Annotated in this window: 16 protein-coding genes; 8 read left to right on the top strand and 8 right to left on the bottom strand. The window is 68.0% G+C overall.

The genetic code is table 11. The features are described 5' to 3' along the window. Positions 1–8 precede the first annotated feature (8 nt). Positions 9–1,556 carry an Hsp70 family protein gene (locus ACQPW1_RS06210; RefSeq protein WP_433661784.1) on the bottom strand — a complete coding sequence of 516 codons (1,548 nt, stop codon included), beginning with the start codon at positions 1,554–1,556 and terminating at the stop codon, positions 9–11. Between the two features lie 749 nt (positions 1,557–2,305). Here ACQPW1_RS06210 and groES point away from each other — a divergent pair. Next, positions 2,306–2,605, top strand: coding sequence for a co-chaperone GroES (groES, locus tag ACQPW1_RS06215; protein WP_014981824.1), 300 nt, complete (start codon positions 2,306–2,308; stop codon positions 2,603–2,605). A gap of 147 nt (positions 2,606–2,752) precedes the next feature. Continuing rightward, positions 2,753–4,363 (top strand): chaperonin GroEL, encoded by a 1,611-nt coding sequence (gene groL / locus ACQPW1_RS06220; protein WP_433661785.1) that lies wholly within the window; start codon positions 2,753–2,755, stop codon positions 4,361–4,363. Positions 4,364–4,428: 65 nt separating this feature from the next. Here the strand turns inward: groL and ACQPW1_RS06225 are convergent, their stop codons facing one another. From ACQPW1_RS06225 to ACQPW1_RS06235, 3 genes are all read right to left on the bottom strand, one after another. Further along, the gene (locus tag ACQPW1_RS06225) at positions 4,429–4,662 is read right to left on the bottom strand and encodes an RskA family anti-sigma factor (RefSeq protein ID WP_433661786.1); all 234 of its coding nucleotides are present in this window, start codon (positions 4,660–4,662) and stop codon (positions 4,429–4,431) included. A gap of 1 nt (position 4,663) precedes the next feature. Then, a complete protein-coding gene (locus ACQPW1_RS06230; protein WP_433661787.1) occupies positions 4,664–5,239 on the bottom strand; it encodes a sigma-70 family RNA polymerase sigma factor in 576 nt (191 codons plus the stop codon). A 364-nt stretch (positions 5,240–5,603) separates the two neighbouring features. Further along, the gene (locus tag ACQPW1_RS06235; RefSeq protein ID WP_014981828.1) at positions 5,604–5,897 is read right to left on the bottom strand and encodes a WhiB family transcriptional regulator; all 294 of its coding nucleotides are present in this window, start codon (positions 5,895–5,897) and stop codon (positions 5,604–5,606) included. Between the two features lie 628 nt (positions 5,898–6,525). Here ACQPW1_RS06235 and ACQPW1_RS06240 point away from each other — a divergent pair. The 3 genes from ACQPW1_RS06240 to ACQPW1_RS06250 all read left to right on the top strand — a co-directional run bounded on the left by ACQPW1_RS06240 (position 6,526) and on the right by ACQPW1_RS06250 (position 9,280). Continuing rightward, positions 6,526–7,401, top strand: coding sequence for a hypothetical protein (locus ACQPW1_RS06240; RefSeq protein ID WP_433661788.1), 876 nt, complete (start codon positions 6,526–6,528; stop codon positions 7,399–7,401). Positions 7,402–7,626: 225 nt separating this feature from the next. Further along, positions 7,627–8,205 carry a sigma-70 family RNA polymerase sigma factor gene (locus ACQPW1_RS06245; RefSeq protein ID WP_357386413.1) on the top strand — a complete coding sequence of 193 codons (579 nt, stop codon included), beginning with the start codon at positions 7,627–7,629 and terminating at the stop codon, positions 8,203–8,205. Continuing rightward, positions 8,198–9,280 carry an anti-sigma-D factor RsdA gene (locus ACQPW1_RS06250; protein WP_433661789.1) on the top strand — a complete coding sequence of 361 codons (1,083 nt, stop codon included), beginning with the start codon at positions 8,198–8,200 and terminating at the stop codon, positions 9,278–9,280. Before ACQPW1_RS06245 ends, ACQPW1_RS06250 begins: the two co-directional genes overlap by 8 nt. Before the next feature lie 209 nt (positions 9,281–9,489). Here ACQPW1_RS06250 and ACQPW1_RS06255 read toward each other — a convergent pair whose 3' ends face one another. Beyond that, a complete protein-coding gene (locus ACQPW1_RS06255) occupies positions 9,490–9,903 on the bottom strand; it encodes a DUF5319 domain-containing protein (protein WP_433661790.1) in 414 nt (137 codons plus the stop codon). 387 nt (positions 9,904–10,290) lie between these two features. Here ACQPW1_RS06255 and guaB point away from each other — a divergent pair, with 387 nt between their 5' ends. Further along, complete coding sequence (gene guaB, locus ACQPW1_RS06260) at positions 10,291–11,760, top strand: IMP dehydrogenase (RefSeq protein WP_433665163.1); 1,470 nt, start codon at positions 10,291–10,293, stop codon at positions 11,758–11,760. Between the two features lie 265 nt (positions 11,761–12,025). Then, positions 12,026–13,180: a GuaB3 family IMP dehydrogenase-related protein gene (locus ACQPW1_RS06265; protein ID WP_433661791.1), complete on the top strand. Its 1,155-nt coding sequence runs from the start codon at positions 12,026–12,028 to the stop codon at positions 13,178–13,180. Positions 13,181–13,183: 3 nt separating this feature from the next. Here the strand turns inward: ACQPW1_RS06265 and ACQPW1_RS06270 are convergent, their stop codons facing one another. Continuing rightward, positions 13,184–13,984 (bottom strand): alpha/beta fold hydrolase, encoded by an 801-nt coding sequence (locus tag ACQPW1_RS06270; protein ID WP_433661792.1) that lies wholly within the window; start codon positions 13,982–13,984, stop codon positions 13,184–13,186. A gap of 135 nt (positions 13,985–14,119) precedes the next feature. Between ACQPW1_RS06270 and guaA the strand changes: the two genes are divergently transcribed. Continuing rightward, entirely contained in the window at positions 14,120–15,688 is a 1,569-nt protein-coding gene (guaA, locus tag ACQPW1_RS06275; protein ID WP_433661793.1) for a glutamine-hydrolyzing GMP synthase, read from the top strand. A 62-nt stretch (positions 15,689–15,750) separates the two neighbouring features. Here guaA and ACQPW1_RS06280 read toward each other — a convergent pair whose 3' ends face one another. After that, the gene (locus tag ACQPW1_RS06280) at positions 15,751–15,963 is read right to left on the bottom strand and encodes a hypothetical protein (RefSeq protein WP_433661794.1); all 213 of its coding nucleotides are present in this window, start codon (positions 15,961–15,963) and stop codon (positions 15,751–15,753) included. Beyond that, the gene (locus tag ACQPW1_RS06285) at positions 15,956–17,584 is read right to left on the bottom strand and encodes a PspC domain-containing protein (RefSeq protein WP_433661795.1); all 1,629 of its coding nucleotides are present in this window, start codon (positions 17,582–17,584) and stop codon (positions 15,956–15,958) included. The genes ACQPW1_RS06280 and ACQPW1_RS06285 overlap by 8 nt, the downstream gene beginning before the upstream one ends. Positions 17,585–17,792: the final 208 nt, after the last annotated feature.

Below are 17,792 nucleotides of genomic sequence, written 5' to 3' on the forward strand. Positions count from 1 at the left end.
CGGGTGCGTCAGTCGGTCTCGCCGGGCTGCCGTGGATTCCCGGCACCGGCGTGTGATGAGCCCGAGTTCTGCCGCGGCGGCATCGGCAGGTACGAGTGCGCGGGCGCCTGAGTCGGCGCGACCGACGGTGTCTGCGTGCCGGGCCGATTCTTGTCCTGGCCGGACGAACCGGGCTGTGGCCCAGTGGTATTGCCGAACAGCGGGCCGAGCAGCTCCGGGAACGGGATCACCGGGAGGTTCGGGTCGGGGCGCAGCGTCGGCTGGGTCGGCGGGGTGGCGGGCGCCTGGGCCGGGGTGGTCGTCGGCTGGCCCCGGTCCTGGGTGATCGACGGAATGTTGCCGCCGGGTGGACGATTGGTGCTTTCCTGGTTCCGTCCGCTGGTCGAGGTGCCCGCACCGGTCGGCGGCACGATGCTGCCCGGCGACGGCGGCAGCTGCGACACACTGCTCGTGGTGCCCGCGGGGGAGACCTCGTCGTCCGAGGTGGGCGCGAAGGTCTTCACGCCGTAGCCGATGATCAGCCCGACCACCACGATCGCCCCGGCCAGCGTGCCGACCACCTTGGTGAACGTGCCGACCGGCGCGTCGGAGCCGAGCGCGGCCACCGGGAACATCGACGGCTGCACCGAATCGGCAACCAGCGCGGCGCCTTTCGCGATCACGGCGTCGGGGTCTTCCACGGTGAACACCGGAATCTCCAGCTGCGCGGCGAGCGTGTCGACGACCGCGGGAATGTTGGCGCCGCCGCCGATCACCGTCACCGCCTGCGGGAACTTGGGCGCCCGGGCGAACACCGCGGCCGCGAAAACCGCTGTCTCGCGCAGCAGCTCGGCGATCAGTTCCTCGAAGTCGGTCCTGGTCAGCTTGAGCGGGCGGCCCGCGACGTGGTCGATGGTGACGGCGGGCGCGATGGACAGGTGTTCCTTGGCCGCGCGGCCGCGGTTGGTCAGCATGCCGCGGTTGGGGCGGGTGCCGCGCCGGGCGTAGTGCAGGTCGACCAGGTGGTGGTAGATGAGATCGTCGATGGCGTTGCCGCTGATCGTGATCGTGCGCTCGGACCGGAGCACGGTGCCGTCGGCCTGGTCGGCGACGGTGACGCTGAGTCCGGTCGCGCCGAGGTCGACGATGGCGACGGTGTCGTAGCGGTCGAGCAGGCCGGTGTGCCGCAGGTAGGTGAGTGCCGCGGTGCCTTCGGGGACGAGCCGTAGTTCGCGCTGCTTGCCGGTGGCCGCGCGGATCGCCTGTGCCTGTTCCTTGCTGCGGTAGGCGACGGCGACGCTGGTCGGCGGGCGACTGGTGGGCGATTCCAGGTTGCGTGGCTGCGCGCCGGCGAAGCGCGCGCCGACCGGATAGCCGACGTCGTGCGTCAGCTGCGAGGTCGGCAGCTGGGTGGTCATCAGCTCGATCGAGGACGCGACGAGGTCGCCTAGGTCGGAGTGCGCCGCGTCGGCGGACACGACGCGGTAGTCGAAGCTCTGCGCGCCGTTCGACGCGGTGGCGACCAGCGCCGAGCACACGACCTCGGACCCGGCGGAGATGCCGAGGGATGTTCGCATGTTCATTCACCTCCCTTCGAGCGGATGGTGCGGCCGCGAGCCTGCGCTCGCTGCGTCGACCATCTCGAATGGACTGCCGGTTCGCCGTGACGGACGATCCGGACTCGAAACCCGATCGGTCCCGTTATCCGGATGGGTCGCGGGGACCGGCGAGGGATCACGTGTGGCTAGCTCTCTGGTGCAGCTCTGATGGCGCTGGTTCTTCTCTGACGCTGGGTGTTCGATGACGCCGGAACTTCGGATCACGCTGAGGTATTCGGTGACGCCGAGCGGTGTAGCGACGTACGTTCTGTGACAACCCCTGGTCTCCGACGGCACTGGTTCGTGACGAACACAGCGGTCGGACAGCGACCGTCGTCAATACTGTCACAATCCGTTATCCGAACGTTACAGTTTTCCGGATCTGTTGAAAACCCCTCCGGGCGTGCGTTGGGCGTGTCGGGCGAGCGCGGGTGTTCGTCGGAGCGCTCGCGCGAGCGAATGTTCGAGGCCGCGGGATCTGAAATCGGCACATCCCGGCCTTGAGCGCTGGCACTCTCATGTATAGAGTGCTAGTCGGTACTGCTGATGGGCGCGGCCGGATTTCATCCGTCCGACGCACTGTGCGTGTGCCAGGCATTTTGACTACTGAGCAGGGGTCCCGGCACCCGCGACGACGGGGCTATGCGACAGGGTCAGCATCAAAACCTGATACCGATGGTCCGGAACAACAGTTGCGGACGACATCCCCTGAAAGTGGAGGGCTCAACGTGGCGAGCGTGAACATCAAGCCGCTCGAGGACAAGATCCTCGTCCAGGCCAACGAGGCCGAGACGACGACGGCCTCCGGCCTGGTCATCCCCGACACGGCGAAGGAAAAGCCGCAGGAGGGCACCGTCATCGCCGTCGGCGAAGGACGCGTCACCGACAAGGGTGACCGCATCCCGGTCGACGTCAAGGAGGGTGACACCGTCATCTACAGCAAGTACGGCGGCACCGAGATCAAGTACCAGGGCGAGGAATACCTCATCCTGTCGGCGCGCGACGTGCTGGCCGTCGTCACCAAGTGACCCGCGCTCCGCGCGGTCGTTGCGGCGCGAGCCGCAATCGAGTGATGAACGCTCACCCGACCGCCGGGATCGAGTCGTCATGACACTGCCCCGGTTCCCCTGAGCGGGGACCGGGGCAGTCTCGTCTCAATCCAAGGAATAGGACTTATGCCAAAGCAGATCGAGTTCGACGAGAAGGCTCGCCGGGCTCTGGAACGCGGCGTCGACAAGCTCGCCGACGCCGTCAAGGTCACCCTCGGCCCGCGCGGCCGCCACGTGGTGCTCGCGAAGGCCTTCGGCGGCCCGACCGTGACCAACGACGGTGTCACCATCGCGCGCGAGATCGACCTGGAAGATCCGTTCGAGAACCTCGGCGCGCAGCTGGTCAAGAGCGTCGCCACCAAGACCAACGATGTCGCGGGCGACGGCACCACCACCGCCACCGTGCTGGCCCAGGCGCTGGTGCGCGCTGGCCTGAAGAACGTTGCCGCGGGCGCGAATCCGATCTCGCTCGGCCTCGGCATCGCCAAGGCCGCCGACGCGGTCTCCGCGGCGCTGCTCGCTGCGGCCACCCCGGTGTCCGGCGAGAAGGCGATCGCCCAGGTCGCCACCGTCTCCTCGCGCGACGAGGAAATCGGCGAGATGGTCGGCAAGGCGCTGACCGTGGTCGGCAAGGACGGCGTGGTCACCGTCGAGGAGTCCTCCACGACGCAGACCGAACTCGTTGTCACCGAAGGCGTTCAGTTCGACAAGGGCTACCTCTCGCCCTACTTCGTCACCGACACCGACAGCCAGCAGGCTGTGCTGGAGGATGCGCTCATCCTGCTGCACCGCGAGAAGATCAGCTCGCTGCCGGACTTCCTGCCGCTGCTGGAGAAGATCGCCGAATCCGGCAAGTCGGTGCTGATCATCGCCGAGGACGTCGAGGGCGAGGCGCTGTCCACGCTGGTGGTCAACTCGATCCGCAAGACGATCAAGGCCGTCGCGGTGAAGGCGCCGTTCTTCGGTGACCGTCGCAAGGCGTTCCTGGACGACCTGGCCGTGGTCACCGCGGGCACCGTGATCAACCCGGACCTGGGCATCACGCTGCGCGAGGCCGGCCTGGACGCACTGGGCCAGGCACGTCGCATCGTGGTCACCAAGGACGACACCACGATCGTCGACGGTGTCGGCACCAAGGAAGACATCGCGGCCCGCGGCGCTCAGCTGCGTCGCGAGATCGAGGCCACCGACTCCGACTGGGATCGCGAGAAGCTCGAGGAGCGCCTGGCGAAGCTGTCCGGCGGCGTCGCGGTGATCAAGGTCGGCGCGGCCACCGAGACCGCGCTCAAGGAGCGCAAGTACCGGGTCGAGGACGCGGTCAGCGCGGCCAAGGCCGCCGTCGAGGAGGGCATCGTGCCCGGTGGCGGCTCCGCGCTGGTGCAGGCGGCCGCGAAGCTGATCGAGCTGCGCGACTCGCTGTCCGGCGACGAGGCGGTCGGCGTCGAGGTAGTGCGGACCGCACTGTCGGCGCCGCTGTTCTGGATCGCCACCAACGCGGGCGTCGACGGTTCCGTGGTCGTGAGCAAGGTCGCCGAGGGCAAGGAAGGCTTCAACGCCGCCACCCTCACCTACGGTGACCTGCTGACCGACGGTGTCGTCGATCCGGTGAAGGTGACCCGCTCGGCCGTCGTGAACGCGGCGTCGGTGGCGCGGATGATCCTCACCACCGAGAGCGCGATTGTGGAGAAGCCCGCCGAAGAGGCGCACGACCACAGCCACCACGGTCACAGCCACTGAGCTGAAACCAGAGAAGGCCCTCGGACGTCAGTCCGGGGGCCTTCGTTTTAATAGGCTACGGGCGGTTATTCGGCCGCGATGGCGGCGAGCAGTCGGGTGCGTAGCGTGGCGGGTGGTGGGGTCGCCGTCGCGCTGGTGAGCGCGGCGAGCGCTTCTCTCGTCTGCCCGATCTCCCGGATGAACGCCGCGCGTAGAGCGGGGTCTTCGGTGTCGAGCAGTTCCTGCACCTCATGGTGATCTACGTCGTCGATCGATCCGAGCGCGACGGTGTGCGCGAGATCGACCTGGCGTTCATTCATCTCACGTCACCCCCAAACTTTTTTTGAGTCGTGTCAATCCGTCCCGAATTCGGGACTTAACGGTCGGTAACCCTACTCCGAGGTAGTGCGCGACCTCCGCGTAGGTCCGCCCGCCGTAGTAGGCGAGCGAGATGGCCTCTCGCTGGGTCTCGGTCAAGGTCGCGAGTCCTTCGAGGACGGCCTGCTGTTCGAGCCTTCGCTCTACCTCTTCGGTTACTTCGTCGAATTCGTTACCGAGCACCCGGATTCCGTAGGCGACCTCGCGTTGGGTGTGCGCCTGCTCGGCGCGCACCCGGTCGACGGCCCGCCGGTGCGCGAGCGTCATCAGCCACGTCACGGCCGACCCCTTGTCGGCGTCGAAACTGGCTGCGGTACGCCAGATCTGCAGGTAGACCTCCTGCGTCGTCTCCTCGGCGTAGCCGGGATCGTGTAGGACGCGCAGCACCAGACCGAAGACGCGCGCGGACGTCCGGTCGTATAGCTCGGCGAAGGCTTCCTGGTCGGACTCGCCGCAACGATGTAGCAGGTCGGCGAGCTCGATACTTTCGGCGGCGCGGGCCGTAACCGCAGAATCCACACCGGGTGGGAAGGCATCTCTTCGGAACGAGTCGCCCTCTGCGGCCGGCTGCCGCGTTGTCACAACGCTCCATTCTGTGTCATCGGTCACCACCGTAGCGGGTCGCTATGACCTCCCGTCGGCTGGGGGTGTCGGCAAACCACCTGTGGCCCAGCGACTTTGCGGAAAACTTCGACACGCCAGGTGGCTCTAACAAGAGACACGCCGTGACACGCCGATAGCTAAACGCGAAACGCAGGGCTCGACAGGGTGTGCGGCTTCGGGTCGTCGCCGCTGCAGGCGTGGCGGTGGTGACCGCTTATCGCCTGCCGGTTGTTTGCTAGGGATTCGGCGCGCCCCACCCCATGGATGGGAACAATTTCAACTACACCGCCATGCGCCGCCGATTGCGGCGGGCGTGCATCTCACGCTCGGTCTCGGACATGCCACCCCAGATGCCGTAAGGCTCGCTGACTTTGAGGGCGTGGCTGCGGCACTGCATCAGCACCGGGCAGGCCCGGCAGATCTCTTTGGCGCGCATTTCGCGCGCGGTACGGGCTCGGCCACGTTCGCCGTCGGGATGGAAGAACACGGCGGAGTCCTGCCCGCGGCAGGACCCTCGCATCTGCCAATCCCAGACATCGGCGTTCGGCCCGGGGAGGTGGGTCGGCATGGGCATTGTGTGAACTCCTCGTGGTGCGAGCTCGTCAGCGTTGTCGAGCAGTTGTTCTGCAAAGTGTGGTAGGCCACTGCGCTGTGTCGGCGGGTGCCCCTGTGCTCGCCCGTTGCGGTCGCTGCAATTTCGCGCGGCGCCGACCGTGGCGATGAGCTACGTTAGGTCCAGCCGCGAAATTCCGTCAATAGTTCGACGCAGTAGTTTCCCAAATCTTAGGCCGCGAAATTTAACCTCTGAGCTGTTTACTTTTCGCATTGGTTCCAGGGATACTGATCGGTTGACCAGTGGCCGATGGCTCGTCGCTGCTCTGGATCGAGACCTATTTCCGCTGGTAGACCCCATTTTTGGGGGCAATCGTCCGATCGGAGCTCGGCGGGGGTCCGGTGGGCGTGGTCACAGCGACGCACGGGGGCATGAGATGCGAGCAGATCCGAGATGGCGTAAACGGGGCGTTGAGGTTAATTGCGCGAAACGCGTGTGAATTCCGAACGCGGGCGCCCGGTGATTGCCGGTACGAGTTTTACCTGATGGAAACATCGTATAGAGATCAGAAATGCTGAGTGGTTGCCAGTTGGATGGGTCCACGCTTTCTCCCGGCCATCTAGCGACGACCCGGGATAGAGTTTCGGCCGTGTTCGCACCTGCTCCGCTCGGAGATACCCGATTCGAGATACTCGCCGAGAGCGCCTTCGGCGCACACCCCGGCCGTGCCGCTGCCGAGTTGCCGACCGCGCCCGACGCGCTGGGTTCCTGGTATCGAGCGGTGGTTCTCGGCGGTCAGGGGCGATATGCCGCGGCCCGCGCCGAATTGCGAATTGCCCGCGCCCGCAGCACCGATCCGATTGTGCTTTCGCTGGCCGCCAGCACGGAGGGCTCACTGCTGCGCCAACTCGGCTGGCATGCCCGCGCCGCCGTCTGCGACGGGCGGGCCGCCGCCCTGCTCTCCGTGCGGTCGATCGGCGACCAGGCGCTGGCTCCCGGGCCCGAGGGATCCGGCTACCCCTTCGACCGCGGCGACGCGATCTGTGACGCGCTGACCGGGCTCGCGGCCGACGCGCTCGGCACCGGCCGGGTCGTGCTGGCCTGGCGGCTGCTGCGGCGCGGCGCGGACCTGCTGCCGGACGACCGGCTCGGCTGGCGGCCCGCCATCCGCAGGCAGTGGGTCAGCGCCGAAACCGCGCTCGCCGCAGGCACTGTCGAGCCCGCGCTGACCCACGCGGCGGCGGCGCTCGAACTCGCCGAGCAGGGGCCGTCGGTGCGGCACCTGGTCAAGTCCCGGCTGCTGGTCGCCGCGGCGGCCGCGGCGGCGGGGGAGCACGATCGGTCGCGCGCGCTCGCCGAACAGGTTGCCGAGCAGTGCCGCGAACACGGCCTGTTGCCGTTGCGCTGGGCGAGCGCGATGCTGCGCGCCGGGCTGGCGGTCGAGGGCGCCGCGGCAGAGGCGGAGGACTGCGCGGCGGCCATCGTCCGACGTGGCGGCCGGTTCCGTCCGGCTACGGCGGGCTAGTCGCCGCCGGGCTCTCACAAGCGCTTTAAGTGCTACTTCACCAGGTTGTGCAGGCCCTGCCGTCGGAAGGGCGACCGCGCGGCCTCGTGCATTCGCGCTCGCAAGCGCTCCCAGTTGCCTTGTTCCGCGCCCTGTATCGCTATTGTTAGTTCCGTTCCGCCCCTTCGGCGGAAGCACTGGTCATCACCGACCGTGCCACTTGTAACGCCGGGAATCTCTCTGACGATGACGAACATGGGCGAAGAGTTGGACCTCGCCGTCACTGCGGCTGCGCAGGGCGACAGATCCGCTTTAGCTCAGGTACTGGAGATGATCCGCCCGCTTGTGGTGCGTTATTGCCGCGCGCGGATTGGAGCCGCGGAGCGTGGGCAGCTCTCCGCGGATGACGTTGCGCAGGAGGTCTGTTTGGCCGTGATGACCGCCTTGCCCAGGTATCAAGACCAGGGCAGGCCCTTCATGGCCTTCGTTTACGGAATCGCTTCGCACAAGGTCGCCGACGCCCATCGCAACGCCGCCCGTAACAAGGCGGAGGCAATGGCCGAAGTACCAGATGTCATATCCACCGACCATGGTCCGGAACAACGAGCTCTCGAATCGGAGACGAGCAGGCAGATGAACCGTCTGCTCGCGACACTCCCCGAGAAACATCGAGAGATCCTGATCCTGCGATTGGTCATGGGTTTGTCAGCCGAAGAAACCGCAGTCGCCGTGGGCAGTACGGCGGGGGCGATACGAGTGGCCCAGCACAGGGCACTCGCGAAACTTAAGTCTCAAGTGGCGAGGGCAGGTGAAATGTATGGCTAGGGATGGCGAGCGCGGTCGGGGTGACTGGAAAGCGCGGCTTGGATCGCGAAACAGCGGTCCCTACGCCGACGCGTCCGGAGACACCGGTCCGGTCGACATCGCCGCGGTACGCCGCGACGACGCGTTGATCGACGCTATATCCAGCGATGGCCCGGTACGGACCGACAGCGCGGAGGAATATCAGCTCGCGACGTTGCTCGCGGACTGGCGAGCGGAGCTCATCGCTCCGCCGATGACCGCAGAACCGGATCTCGATGTGATCGTCGCGGCGGTCAATCAGGAGATCGGCGCGGCACGTGCCGCACGGGTCGGTGCGGGTAGCAGGCGACTGAAGCTGGTTCGTCCATTGCTCGGAACCGCGGCGGCACTCGCCCTGGTCTTCGGCGGCATGACGGCGTTCTCGTACCAGTCCGAGCCCGGCGATCCGCTGTGGAATCTCAAGGAAGTCGTCTTCAATCAGGCGGCGCAGAGCACCGTGGCGCAACGAGCGAACACCGATCTGGACGAAGCGGGGAAGCTGATCGCCCAGAATCCGGTGCAGGCCAAGGACCGCCTGGCGCAGGCGAAGGTGAACGCCGACCAGGTCGACAGCCCGGAGAAGCACGACAAGCTGATGACGGAGTGGCAACGCCTCGTCGATCAGCTGCGGGCGGCCGGTTACGGCGATTTGGCCGATCAGCTGGACCAGGGCACCTCGGGCAAGCCGACCGAGCCGGGGACGAGCGTCAGCGTGACGCCGAAGCCGAAGCCGCCGACCGACGCCGTGGATCCGACGATTCTGAATACGAAGCCGAGTCAGCCGGGCGACAAGCCGACCGACCCCACCGAACCGACCACGCCCCCGAGCGAGGACAAGCCGACTCCGCCGACGGTGACCACACCGCCGCCGACGGTGGAGCCGACCACGCAGCCGCCGGCGACGCCGACCACCGTGTCCAAGCCCACGGTGGTCGAGCCGACCGGCGACAACGGTGGCGCGCCGACCGTGGTGCCGACTCGGGTACCGACACAGAACAATCCGGGCACCACGTTCGTCATACCGCCCGGGTCCGGCGGCGCGGCGACCCCGAGCTAGTAAGCGGGCGTCAGCAACCGTCGAGAGAATCTCGAACAAGACAAGAACCGATTGCCGAGTGGCGGTCGGTTTTCTGTCTGTTCGGGGTGTCATGCCCCCGCGACCATGCGTCGTAAATCCAGCGCGAGTGCGTCGAAGATCACAGCGTTGTATGCCGCGTTACGCGAGCTCCCCGAAGGGGGCGCGTCATCGGTTCGGTGGTGCGAACCTCAGTTTTCGAACCCGTCGAACCCGTCGCCGTGGAAGGCCTCGTTCATCGAGGCATCCGCGTATCCCCGGCAGTAATCCCAGGTGACGTACGCTTCCGGCGTCGGATCGTAGGCGGGCTCGTGGGGGCGCACGGTGCCGTCGACCAACAGTTGAAGTAGGTTGGCGCGCAACATGTCCCAGTCGTGGTAATGATCCTGCCGACAGTCTTCGCAGCTCACCACGAGTCCGCGGATACCGCGGTGCGCTAGTAGCGCCTCGTAGACGGCCAGATCGGCGAGATCTTCCTCGACCGCAAGGCGCTCGTGGGGATCCAGCGGCTCACCGGGCTCGATGGCGTCGAGCGCGGCGGACGGGTCGGAGGGGTCTCCGGCGAACGGATCCGGCGGCAAGCCAGGTGGTAGATGGTCACGCACATCCCCACGGTACGCAGAACAGGGTGGTCTGCGCCAGCTATGTCGGCCGCAAGTTTCGCCGGTGCGTACCCACCCCCGGTCGGCTCCGCCTCCCCGCCATCCCCCGGTGGGCTCACTTCGCCGACGAGTTTGCGGGACAGATACCATGGTGTCAGGCCCCGGCGAGCACCCGACACGATTCCCGGAGCCACCAGTCCATCCCATCAGCTGCGCGCGACGCCGGTGACCCCGGCGCCGGTCGCTGTCGACGTCCAGGAGGAGTCGATCCGAATGAGTAATCCCGTATCGGGCGAACGCACCGCTAGGGGACGGCAGCCGGCGGAGCCGGCGGGGTGGGTGAACACTGTCCGCCCATCTACGGGTGGTGACGATCCGAACAAGATCGCCATGCTCGGCCTCACATTCGACGATGTGCTGTTGCTGCCCGCCGCCTCGGATCTCATCCCCAGCTCTGTGGAGACCTCCAGCCAATTGACCAGGGACATCCGGCTGCGGACCCCGCTGGTCAGTTCGGCGATGGACACGGTGACCGAGGCCAGGATGGCCATCTCCATGGCCAGGGCGGGCGGCATGGGCGTGTTGCACCGCAACCTGTCCGGCGCCGATCAGGCCGCCCAGGTGGAGACCGTGAAGCGGTCCGAGGCGGGCATGGTGACCGACCCCGTCACCTGCCGACCGTCGGACACCCTCGCCGAGGTCGACGCCATGTGCGCCCGGTTCCGCATCTCCGGTCTGCCGGTGGTGGACGAGGTCGGCAGCCTTGTGGGCATCATCACCAACCGCGACATGCGTTTCGAGGTCGATCAGAACCGCCGGGTCGAAGAGGTGATGACCAAGGCGCCGCTGATCACCGCGCAGGAGGGCGTCACCGCGGAGGCCGCGCTCGGCCTGCTGCGCAGGCACAAGATCGAGAAGCTGCCCATCGTCGACGGCAACGGCAAGCTGCGCGGGCTCATCACCGTCAAGGACTTCGTCAAGACCGATCAGTACCCGAACGCCACCAAGGACCGAGACGGCCGCCTGCTGGTCGGCGCCGCGGTCGGTGTCGGTGACGACGCCTGGTCGCGCGCCATGACGCTGTCCGACGCGGGCGTCGACGTGCTCATCGTCGATACCGCGCACGGCCATCAGGCCCAGGTGCTGCAGATGGTCACCAAGATCAAGGCCGAGGTCGGCGACCGGATCCAGATCGTCGGCGGCAACGTCGCGACCAGGGGCGGCGCCCTTGCCCTGGTCGAGGCGGGCGCGGACGCGGTGAAGGTCGGCGTCGGTCCCGGCTCCATCTGCACCACCCGCGTGGTCGCCGGTGTCGGCGCGCCGCAGATCACCGCGATCCTCGAGGCCGTCGCCGCCTGCAAGCCGCACGGCGTGCCGGTGATCGCCGACGGCGGCATCCAGTTCTCCGGCGACATCGCCAAGGCGATCGCCGCGGGCGCGTCCACCGTGATGCTCGGCTCGCTGCTCGCGGGCACCGCCGAATCGCCGGGTGAGCTGATCCTGGTGGGCGGCAAGCAGTTCAAGAGCTACCGCGGCATGGGTTCGCTCGGCGCGATGCAGGGGCGCGGCCAGGCCAAGTCCTTCTCCAAGGACCGCTACTTCCAGGACGACGTGCTCGCCGAGGACAAGCTGGTCCCCGAGGGCATCGAGGGCCGGGTGCCGTTCCGCGGACCGGTCAACCAGGTCATCCACCAGCTCGTCGGCGGCCTGCGCGCGGCCATGGGCTACACCGGCTCGCAGTCCATCGCGCACCTGCAGGACGCGCAGTTCGTGCAGATCACCGCGGCGGGTCTCAAAGAGAGCCACCCGCACGACATCACGATGACCGTCGAGGCCCCTAACTACACTGGTCGCGGCTAGCCCGCGCCAGCTTGTGTACTGGACCGCCCAGTCCGTGCATGATTGACCCTGTTCGCGGGCAATCGGGTCGTTGCGCCGCGTGTGAGGCAGCGACCTGATCCGCGGGTCCGGCTGTGTCCGGACTTACCCGAGGGCACAGGTGTGCCCGGAGGAAGGAAGACACGTGCCCGGGGAAGCCCGTGGGCCGTGCGCGGTGGCTGACAGTCAGCTGCCCGCGAACCGCCGTGCCACAGGCGCGGCAATCAAATACCGAAGGAGAATTCGCGTGCGCGACATGGTCGAGATCGGCATGGGCCGGACCGCCCGGCGTACCTATGAGCTGGACGATGTCGACATCGTTCCCTCGCGCCGGACCCGCTCGTCGAAGCAGGTGTCGCTGTCCTGGCAGCTCGACGCCTACCGCTTCGAGATCCCGTTCCTCACGCACCCGACCGACGCGCTGGTCTCGCCGGAGTTCGCCATCGAGCTCGGGCGGCTCGGCGGCCTCGGCGTCATCAACGGCGAGGGCCTGTGGGCCAGGCACGCGGACGTCACCGCGAAGATCGATCAGCTGCTCGAACTCGTCGGCAAGGGCGGCTACGAGCGGGCCGTCTCGCTGCTGCAGGAGCTGCACGCCGCGCCCATGCAGCCTGAGCTGCTCGCGGCCGCCGTGGCGCAGGTCAAGGCGGCCGGGGTGACCGTCGCGGTGCGGGTGAGCCCGCAGAACGCCCGCGCGCTCACCCCCGCGCTGGTGCAGGCCGGAGTCGACCTGCTGGTCGTGCACGGCACCATCATCTCCGCCGAGCACGTCGGCGACGGAGAACCGTTGAACCTCAAGACCTTCATCGCCGAGCTCGACGTGCCCGTGGTGGCCGGCGGGGTCAGCGATCACCGGACCGCGTTGCACCTGATGCGCACCGGCGCGGCCGGCGTCATCGTCGGCTACGGCTCGTTCCCCGGCGCGACCACGACCCGCGAGGTGCTCGGCATCGGCGTGCCGATGGCCACCGCGATCGCCGACGCCGCGGCCGCGCGCCGCGACTACCTCGACGAGACCGGCGGACGCTACGTGCACGTCATCGCCGACGGCGACGTGGAGACCTCCGGTCAGCTGGCCAAGACGATCGCCTGCGGCGCGGACGCCGCGATGCTCGGGGTGCCGCTGGCGCTGTCCGCGGAGGCGCCCGGCCGCGGCTGGTACTGGCCGTCGGCCGCCGCGCACCCCTCGGTGCCGCGTGGCTCGCTGCTCGGCGTCGAGTGGGAGCTGGAGGAGGGCACCGGCGACGCCGTGCGCCCCAGCCTCGAACAGGTGCTGTACGGCCCCTCCGACGATCCGTTCGGCTCGCTCAATCTGGTTGGCGGGCTCCGCCGTTCGATGGCGAAGGCGGGCTACTCCGACCTTAAGGAGTTCCAGAAGGTCGGGCTCAGCGTTCGCGCGTGAGCCCTACCTGGCGTGTGAGGGCGTGATCCGCTCGCGCAGGAACTGGCGCATGGCGATGTTCACCGGTTCCGGGTGCGTCATGGTGACCGCGAGCCGAGCGCCCGCGATCTCCACGTAGCTCGCGCCGGTGAGTCCCTGCGTCAGCTGCCTGGCCCGGTCGGGCGGGATGCCGCTGTCGGTGGCGTGAATCACCAAGGCGGGACAGGTGATTTCGGTCAACCGCTCCAGCACCGAGTCCCGGCTGAGCAGGCAGCCCGCCGCGACCTCGATGCCGCGGCAGTCGCGCAGCAGCCAGCGGGTGGTCCAGATCGTCCGGTACCAGTTGTCGTCGCCGATCAGCCAGGACGCCAGCTGATTTGCCGCCTGCTGGCGCGAGCCGTCGTCGTACCACTCCGCGAGGAACTTCTGGGTGGCGTCGGACTGCTCCGGTGTCGGGCCGTTGGCCTCGGTGCTGATCAGGATCAGCGCCGACACCCGTTCCGGCGCGATGAGCGCGGTGCGAAGCGCGGTGAAGCCGCCCTGCGCGGTGCCGCCGACCACCGCGCGCTCGGCGCCGAGGTGGTCCAGCACGGTCAGCGCGTCGCGGGCGGCGGTCCAATAGGTGAACGGCAAACCCTCGTCCCTGGTGCGGCCGTGGCCGCGCGCGTCCCACGAGACGATCCGGAATTCCGGTGCCAGCGCGGCCATCTGAGCCGCGAACATCGTCCGGTCCATGAAGAACTCATGTGCTAGCAGCACCACCGGGCCGCTCCCGCCGCTGTCCTCGTAGTGGATGTCGGCGTCGATCGCGCGGGCGAATGGCACGAGCACGAGGATAGCCAGCGGCACGGGGGCGGGTGGGGCGATTTGCTGGCTCGCCTTTTTGCTTGCTGGAGCTGGGCACGGCGAAGGTGCTGTGCCGATGGTTCGCCCGCGTGGCCGCCTCACTAAACTGTGCGCGTGGCGCAAACTCAGAGACCGGTCCTCGTCGTCGACTTCGGCGCGCAATACGCACAGCTGATCGCCCGGCGGGTCCGCGAGTCGAGTGTGTTCTCGGAGGTGATCCCGCACACCACCACGGTGGAGGAGATCGCCGAGAAGCAGCCGCTCGCGGTGATCCTGTCCGGCGGCCCGTCCAGCGTGTATGCCGAGGGCGCACCGCAATTGGACGCGCGCCTGTTCGATCTCGATATCCCGGTCTTCGGCATCTGCTACGGCTTCCAGGCGATGGCGCAGGCGCTCGGCGGCACCGTCTCGCACACCGGCACCCGCGAATACGGCCGGACCGAGCTCAATGTCGACGGTGGCGTGCTGCACGGTGGCCTGCCCACCATCCAGCCGGTCTGGATGAGCCACGGCGACGCGGTCACCGACGCGCCCGAGGGCTTCGAGGTCACCGGCACCTCCGCGGGGGCTCCGGTCGCCGCGTTCGAGAACCGGGCCCGACGTCTGGCCGGGGTGCAGTACCACCCCGAGGTCCTGCATTCGCCGCACGGGCAGCAGGTGCTCAGCCGGTTCCTGCACGAAATCGCGGGCATCCGCGCCACCTGGACCCCGGCCAATATCGCCGAGTCGCTGATCACCTCGGTGCGGGAGCAGATCGGCGACGGGCATGCGATCTGCGGGCTGTCCGGCGGTGTCGACTCCGCGGTCGCCGCCGCATTGGTGCAGCGCGCCATCGGCGACCGGCTGACCTGTGTCTTCGTCGATCACGGCCTGTTGCGGTCGGGCGAACGCGAGCAGGTGCAGCAGGACTTCGTCGCCGCGACCGGTGCCAAACTGGTGACCGTCGACGCGGTCGACAAGTTCCTCGGTGAGCTGAAGGGCGTCACCGACCCCGAAGAGAAGCGCAAGGTCATCGGGCGGGAGTTCATCCGGTCCTTCGAGGACGCGGTCTCCGAGGTCGTCATCGAACAGGCGGACGGCGCCACACCGAAGGTCGAGTTCCTGGTCCAAGGCACCCTGTACCCGGACGTCGTCGAATCCGGTGGCGGCAGCGGCACCGCGAACATCAAGAGCCACCACAACGTCGGCGGTCTGCCGGACGACCTGGAATTCGAGTTGGTCGAGCCGCTGCGCCTGCTGTTCAAGGACGAGGTGCGGGCGGTCGGCCGCGAGCTCGGGTTGCCCGAGGAGATCGTCGGACGTCAGCCGTTCCCCGGCCCCGGTCTCGCCATTCGCATCGTCGGTGAGGTCACCGAGGATCGACTGGTCACGCTGCGGCAGGCCGACGCCATCGCGCGCGAGGAGCTCACCGCGGCCGGGCTGGACAAGCAGATCTGGCAGTGCCCCGTGGTGCTGCTCGCGGACGTGCGCAGCGTCGGCGTGCAGGGCGACGGCCGCACCTACGGCCACCCGATCGTGCTGCGCCCGGTCTCCAGCGAGGACGCGATGACCGCGGACTGGACCCGGCTGCCGTACGAGGTGCTCGAGCGGATCTCTACCCGGATCACCAACGAGGTGGCGGAGGTCAACCGGGTCGTCCTCGATGTGACCAGCAAGCCGCCGGGCACCATCGAGTGGGAGTGATTCCCCAGTAGCGCAACAAGAATGGCCCGTCCTGCCGGACGGGCCATTCTTTGTCTGGTCGATCAGTGGCGTCTGCGCGGGGAAACCACCAGCACGATGCCGACGATGATGGCGGCGAGCACCACGATCCAGCCGACCGGGACCACGCTGGTCGACGGCCACGACTCGGGGCCGATGAAGGCCCACGCGCTCACCCCCAGGGCGAGCAGGCCGATGATCAGCAGCGACGCGGAAGGTCCACGGCGGGACTCGGTTTCGGTGGACTTGTCAGCCACGGTGCACCTCCGCGTTTCCGGCTCGGACGTTGATGTTCAGGTCGAGCACGGGTGCGCCCTCGGTGGCCGGTCCGCTGAGGCCGTTCACGCACTGGGCGTTACCCATGGTCTCGGTGCACTTGGTGTCCACCTTCATACCGTTGGGCAGCCACACCTGCAGGTTACCCATTCGGACGTCGACGTCGACCTTGCGGTTCTCGGTCAGATTCAGTTGTCGCAGATCCAATGTGCCCGAGCCCATATTCACGACGTAATGCGAGTCCAGCTGGCCGACCGCGGTCGGTGTCCAGACGTGCTCGCCCATCGCGCCGCGGTCGAAGTCGATCGGCCCGATCGCCGAGGCCAGCAGGACGAACCCGGCCAGCGGCGCGGTCAGCACCAGCAGGCCGTAGCCGCGCCGCAGGAACGCGCCGAGGATCAGGCCGAGCCCGATCACCGCCAGCGCCACCGCCGCGATCCGGCCGGGCGTCATCCATTCGGCACCCGAGGCGGCCAGCGCACCGGCACCGGCGGCGGCCAGGATGGCCAGGCCGATCACCACCGGGGTCAGCCGGGAGCGGGGGCGCTTCGGGGGAGGAGCGACGATGGTGCGGACCGGGGTCGGTTCGGGCAGGTCCCAGGCGAGCGGGGCGACGCCGAGCGGGTCCCAGGACGGCGGGGTGGTGCGGCCGATGGTGGCCGGGGTCGGGGGCTTCAGCGCGGTGGATGTGCCGGAGGGGCGAGTGCTGCCCGGTGCCGGAGCGTCCTTGGTGAGTGACGGGGTGTCGGTTTGGCCGGAAGGTGCTGGGCCTGAGGCACTTCGGGTCTCGATGACCTCGGTGGTGTTGTCGCCCTTGTCGAGCAGGACGGCTTCGCCTGGGGCGTTGCCCTTTTCGGGTCGCGCCACGTCACTGTCCGCTGAGTTCTGGTCACCCTTGTGTAGCAGGACGGTGTCCGCGTCGGTGCGTTGCACCTGGTCGGTCGGTACGGAATCCCGTTGCGGCAGAACGGTTTCAGGCTCGCTCGGCGCTTCCGGAGTGTAGGCGTCCGGCAGCTTGGTGTACGGCGTGTACACGCTGGTCGGCGGCACATACATATCGCCCGCGGTGCGCTGCGCGCCCTGCGGGAAGACCGCGCCGGGGTAGCCGGTCGCCATGATCCCGCTGTCCGCGATGTATCCGCTGAACTCACTGGTAGTGCCGGGCGGCGGTTCCGGATTGCGCAGGTGCAGCATCCACCAGCCCGCCAGCATCAACGCCATGCTGATCAGCCCCGAGCCGCCGAGACCGACGCCGACCGGACCCATCGTGCTCACCGCGATGGCGAGCGCGACGATCAACACGATCGTCTTGGTCTGCGACTGCGAGCTCTGTCCCTTGCCGACCAGCGACTCCGCCGCCGACGACTCGTCACCGGCGGCGCTCAGCAGCAGCCAGGCCAGCAGATAGAGCACGACCCCGGAACCACCGAATATCGCGGACACCACGAACGCCACCCGCACCAGCACCGGATCGACGTTGTAGCGCTGCGCGAACCCGGCCGCCACGCCAGCAATCGGCCCCTGCCGAGGCAACCGCGCCGGCCGTGTACGCCAGATCTGCTGGAGCTGATCCCCGAAGCTCGTTTTCGTCATGGTTCCCATCCTGTGCCTGACCAGCACATCCGCGCATCGGGGAGAACCCTGAAGAATTTCCTGATCCTTTTGGACCCGGCCGGTCAGGCCAATCATCCGCCATTCGGCAGAAGATCAGGGAGATTCCTGATGGCTAGCTGTCGCCGGGACGTGCCACTATCGAGAGCATGTACCCGTCTGCGCCCTCGTTCGACACCCGAGGGTTCGATGCCGCGCG

It is taken from the genome of Nocardia sp. CA-128927 (assembly GCF_050955855.1).
Taxonomy (GTDB): domain Bacteria; phylum Actinomycetota; class Actinomycetes; order Mycobacteriales; family Mycobacteriaceae; genus Nocardia.

Bases quoted from the DNA above. Each gene is read 5' to 3' on its own strand.
- ACQPW1_RS06235 (WP_014981828.1), bottom strand. From the start codon at position 5,897: ATGCCCATGCCGACCCACCTCCCCGGGCCGAACGCCGATGTCTGGGAT.
- ACQPW1_RS06250 (WP_433661789.1), top strand. From the start codon at position 8,198: ATGGCTAGGGATGGCGAGCGCGGTCGGGGTGACTGGAAAGCGCGGCTT.
- guaB (WP_433665163.1), top strand. From the start codon at position 10,291: ATGCTCGGCCTCACATTCGACGATGTGCTGTTGCTGCCCGCCGCCTCG.
- ACQPW1_RS06210 (WP_433661784.1), bottom strand. From the start codon at position 1,556: ATGCGAACATCCCTCGGCATCTCCGCCGGGTCCGAGGTCGTGTGCTCG.
- ACQPW1_RS06245 (WP_357386413.1), top strand. From the start codon at position 7,627: ATGACGAACATGGGCGAAGAGTTGGACCTCGCCGTCACTGCGGCTGCG.
- groL (WP_433661785.1), top strand. From the start codon at position 2,753: ATGCCAAAGCAGATCGAGTTCGACGAGAAGGCTCGCCGGGCTCTGGAA.
- ACQPW1_RS06225 (WP_433661786.1), bottom strand. From the start codon at position 4,662: ATGAATGAACGCCAGGTCGATCTCGCGCACACCGTCGCGCTCGGATCG.
- ACQPW1_RS06285 (WP_433661795.1), bottom strand. From the start codon at position 17,584: ATGGGAACCATGACGAAAACGAGCTTCGGGGATCAGCTCCAGCAGATC.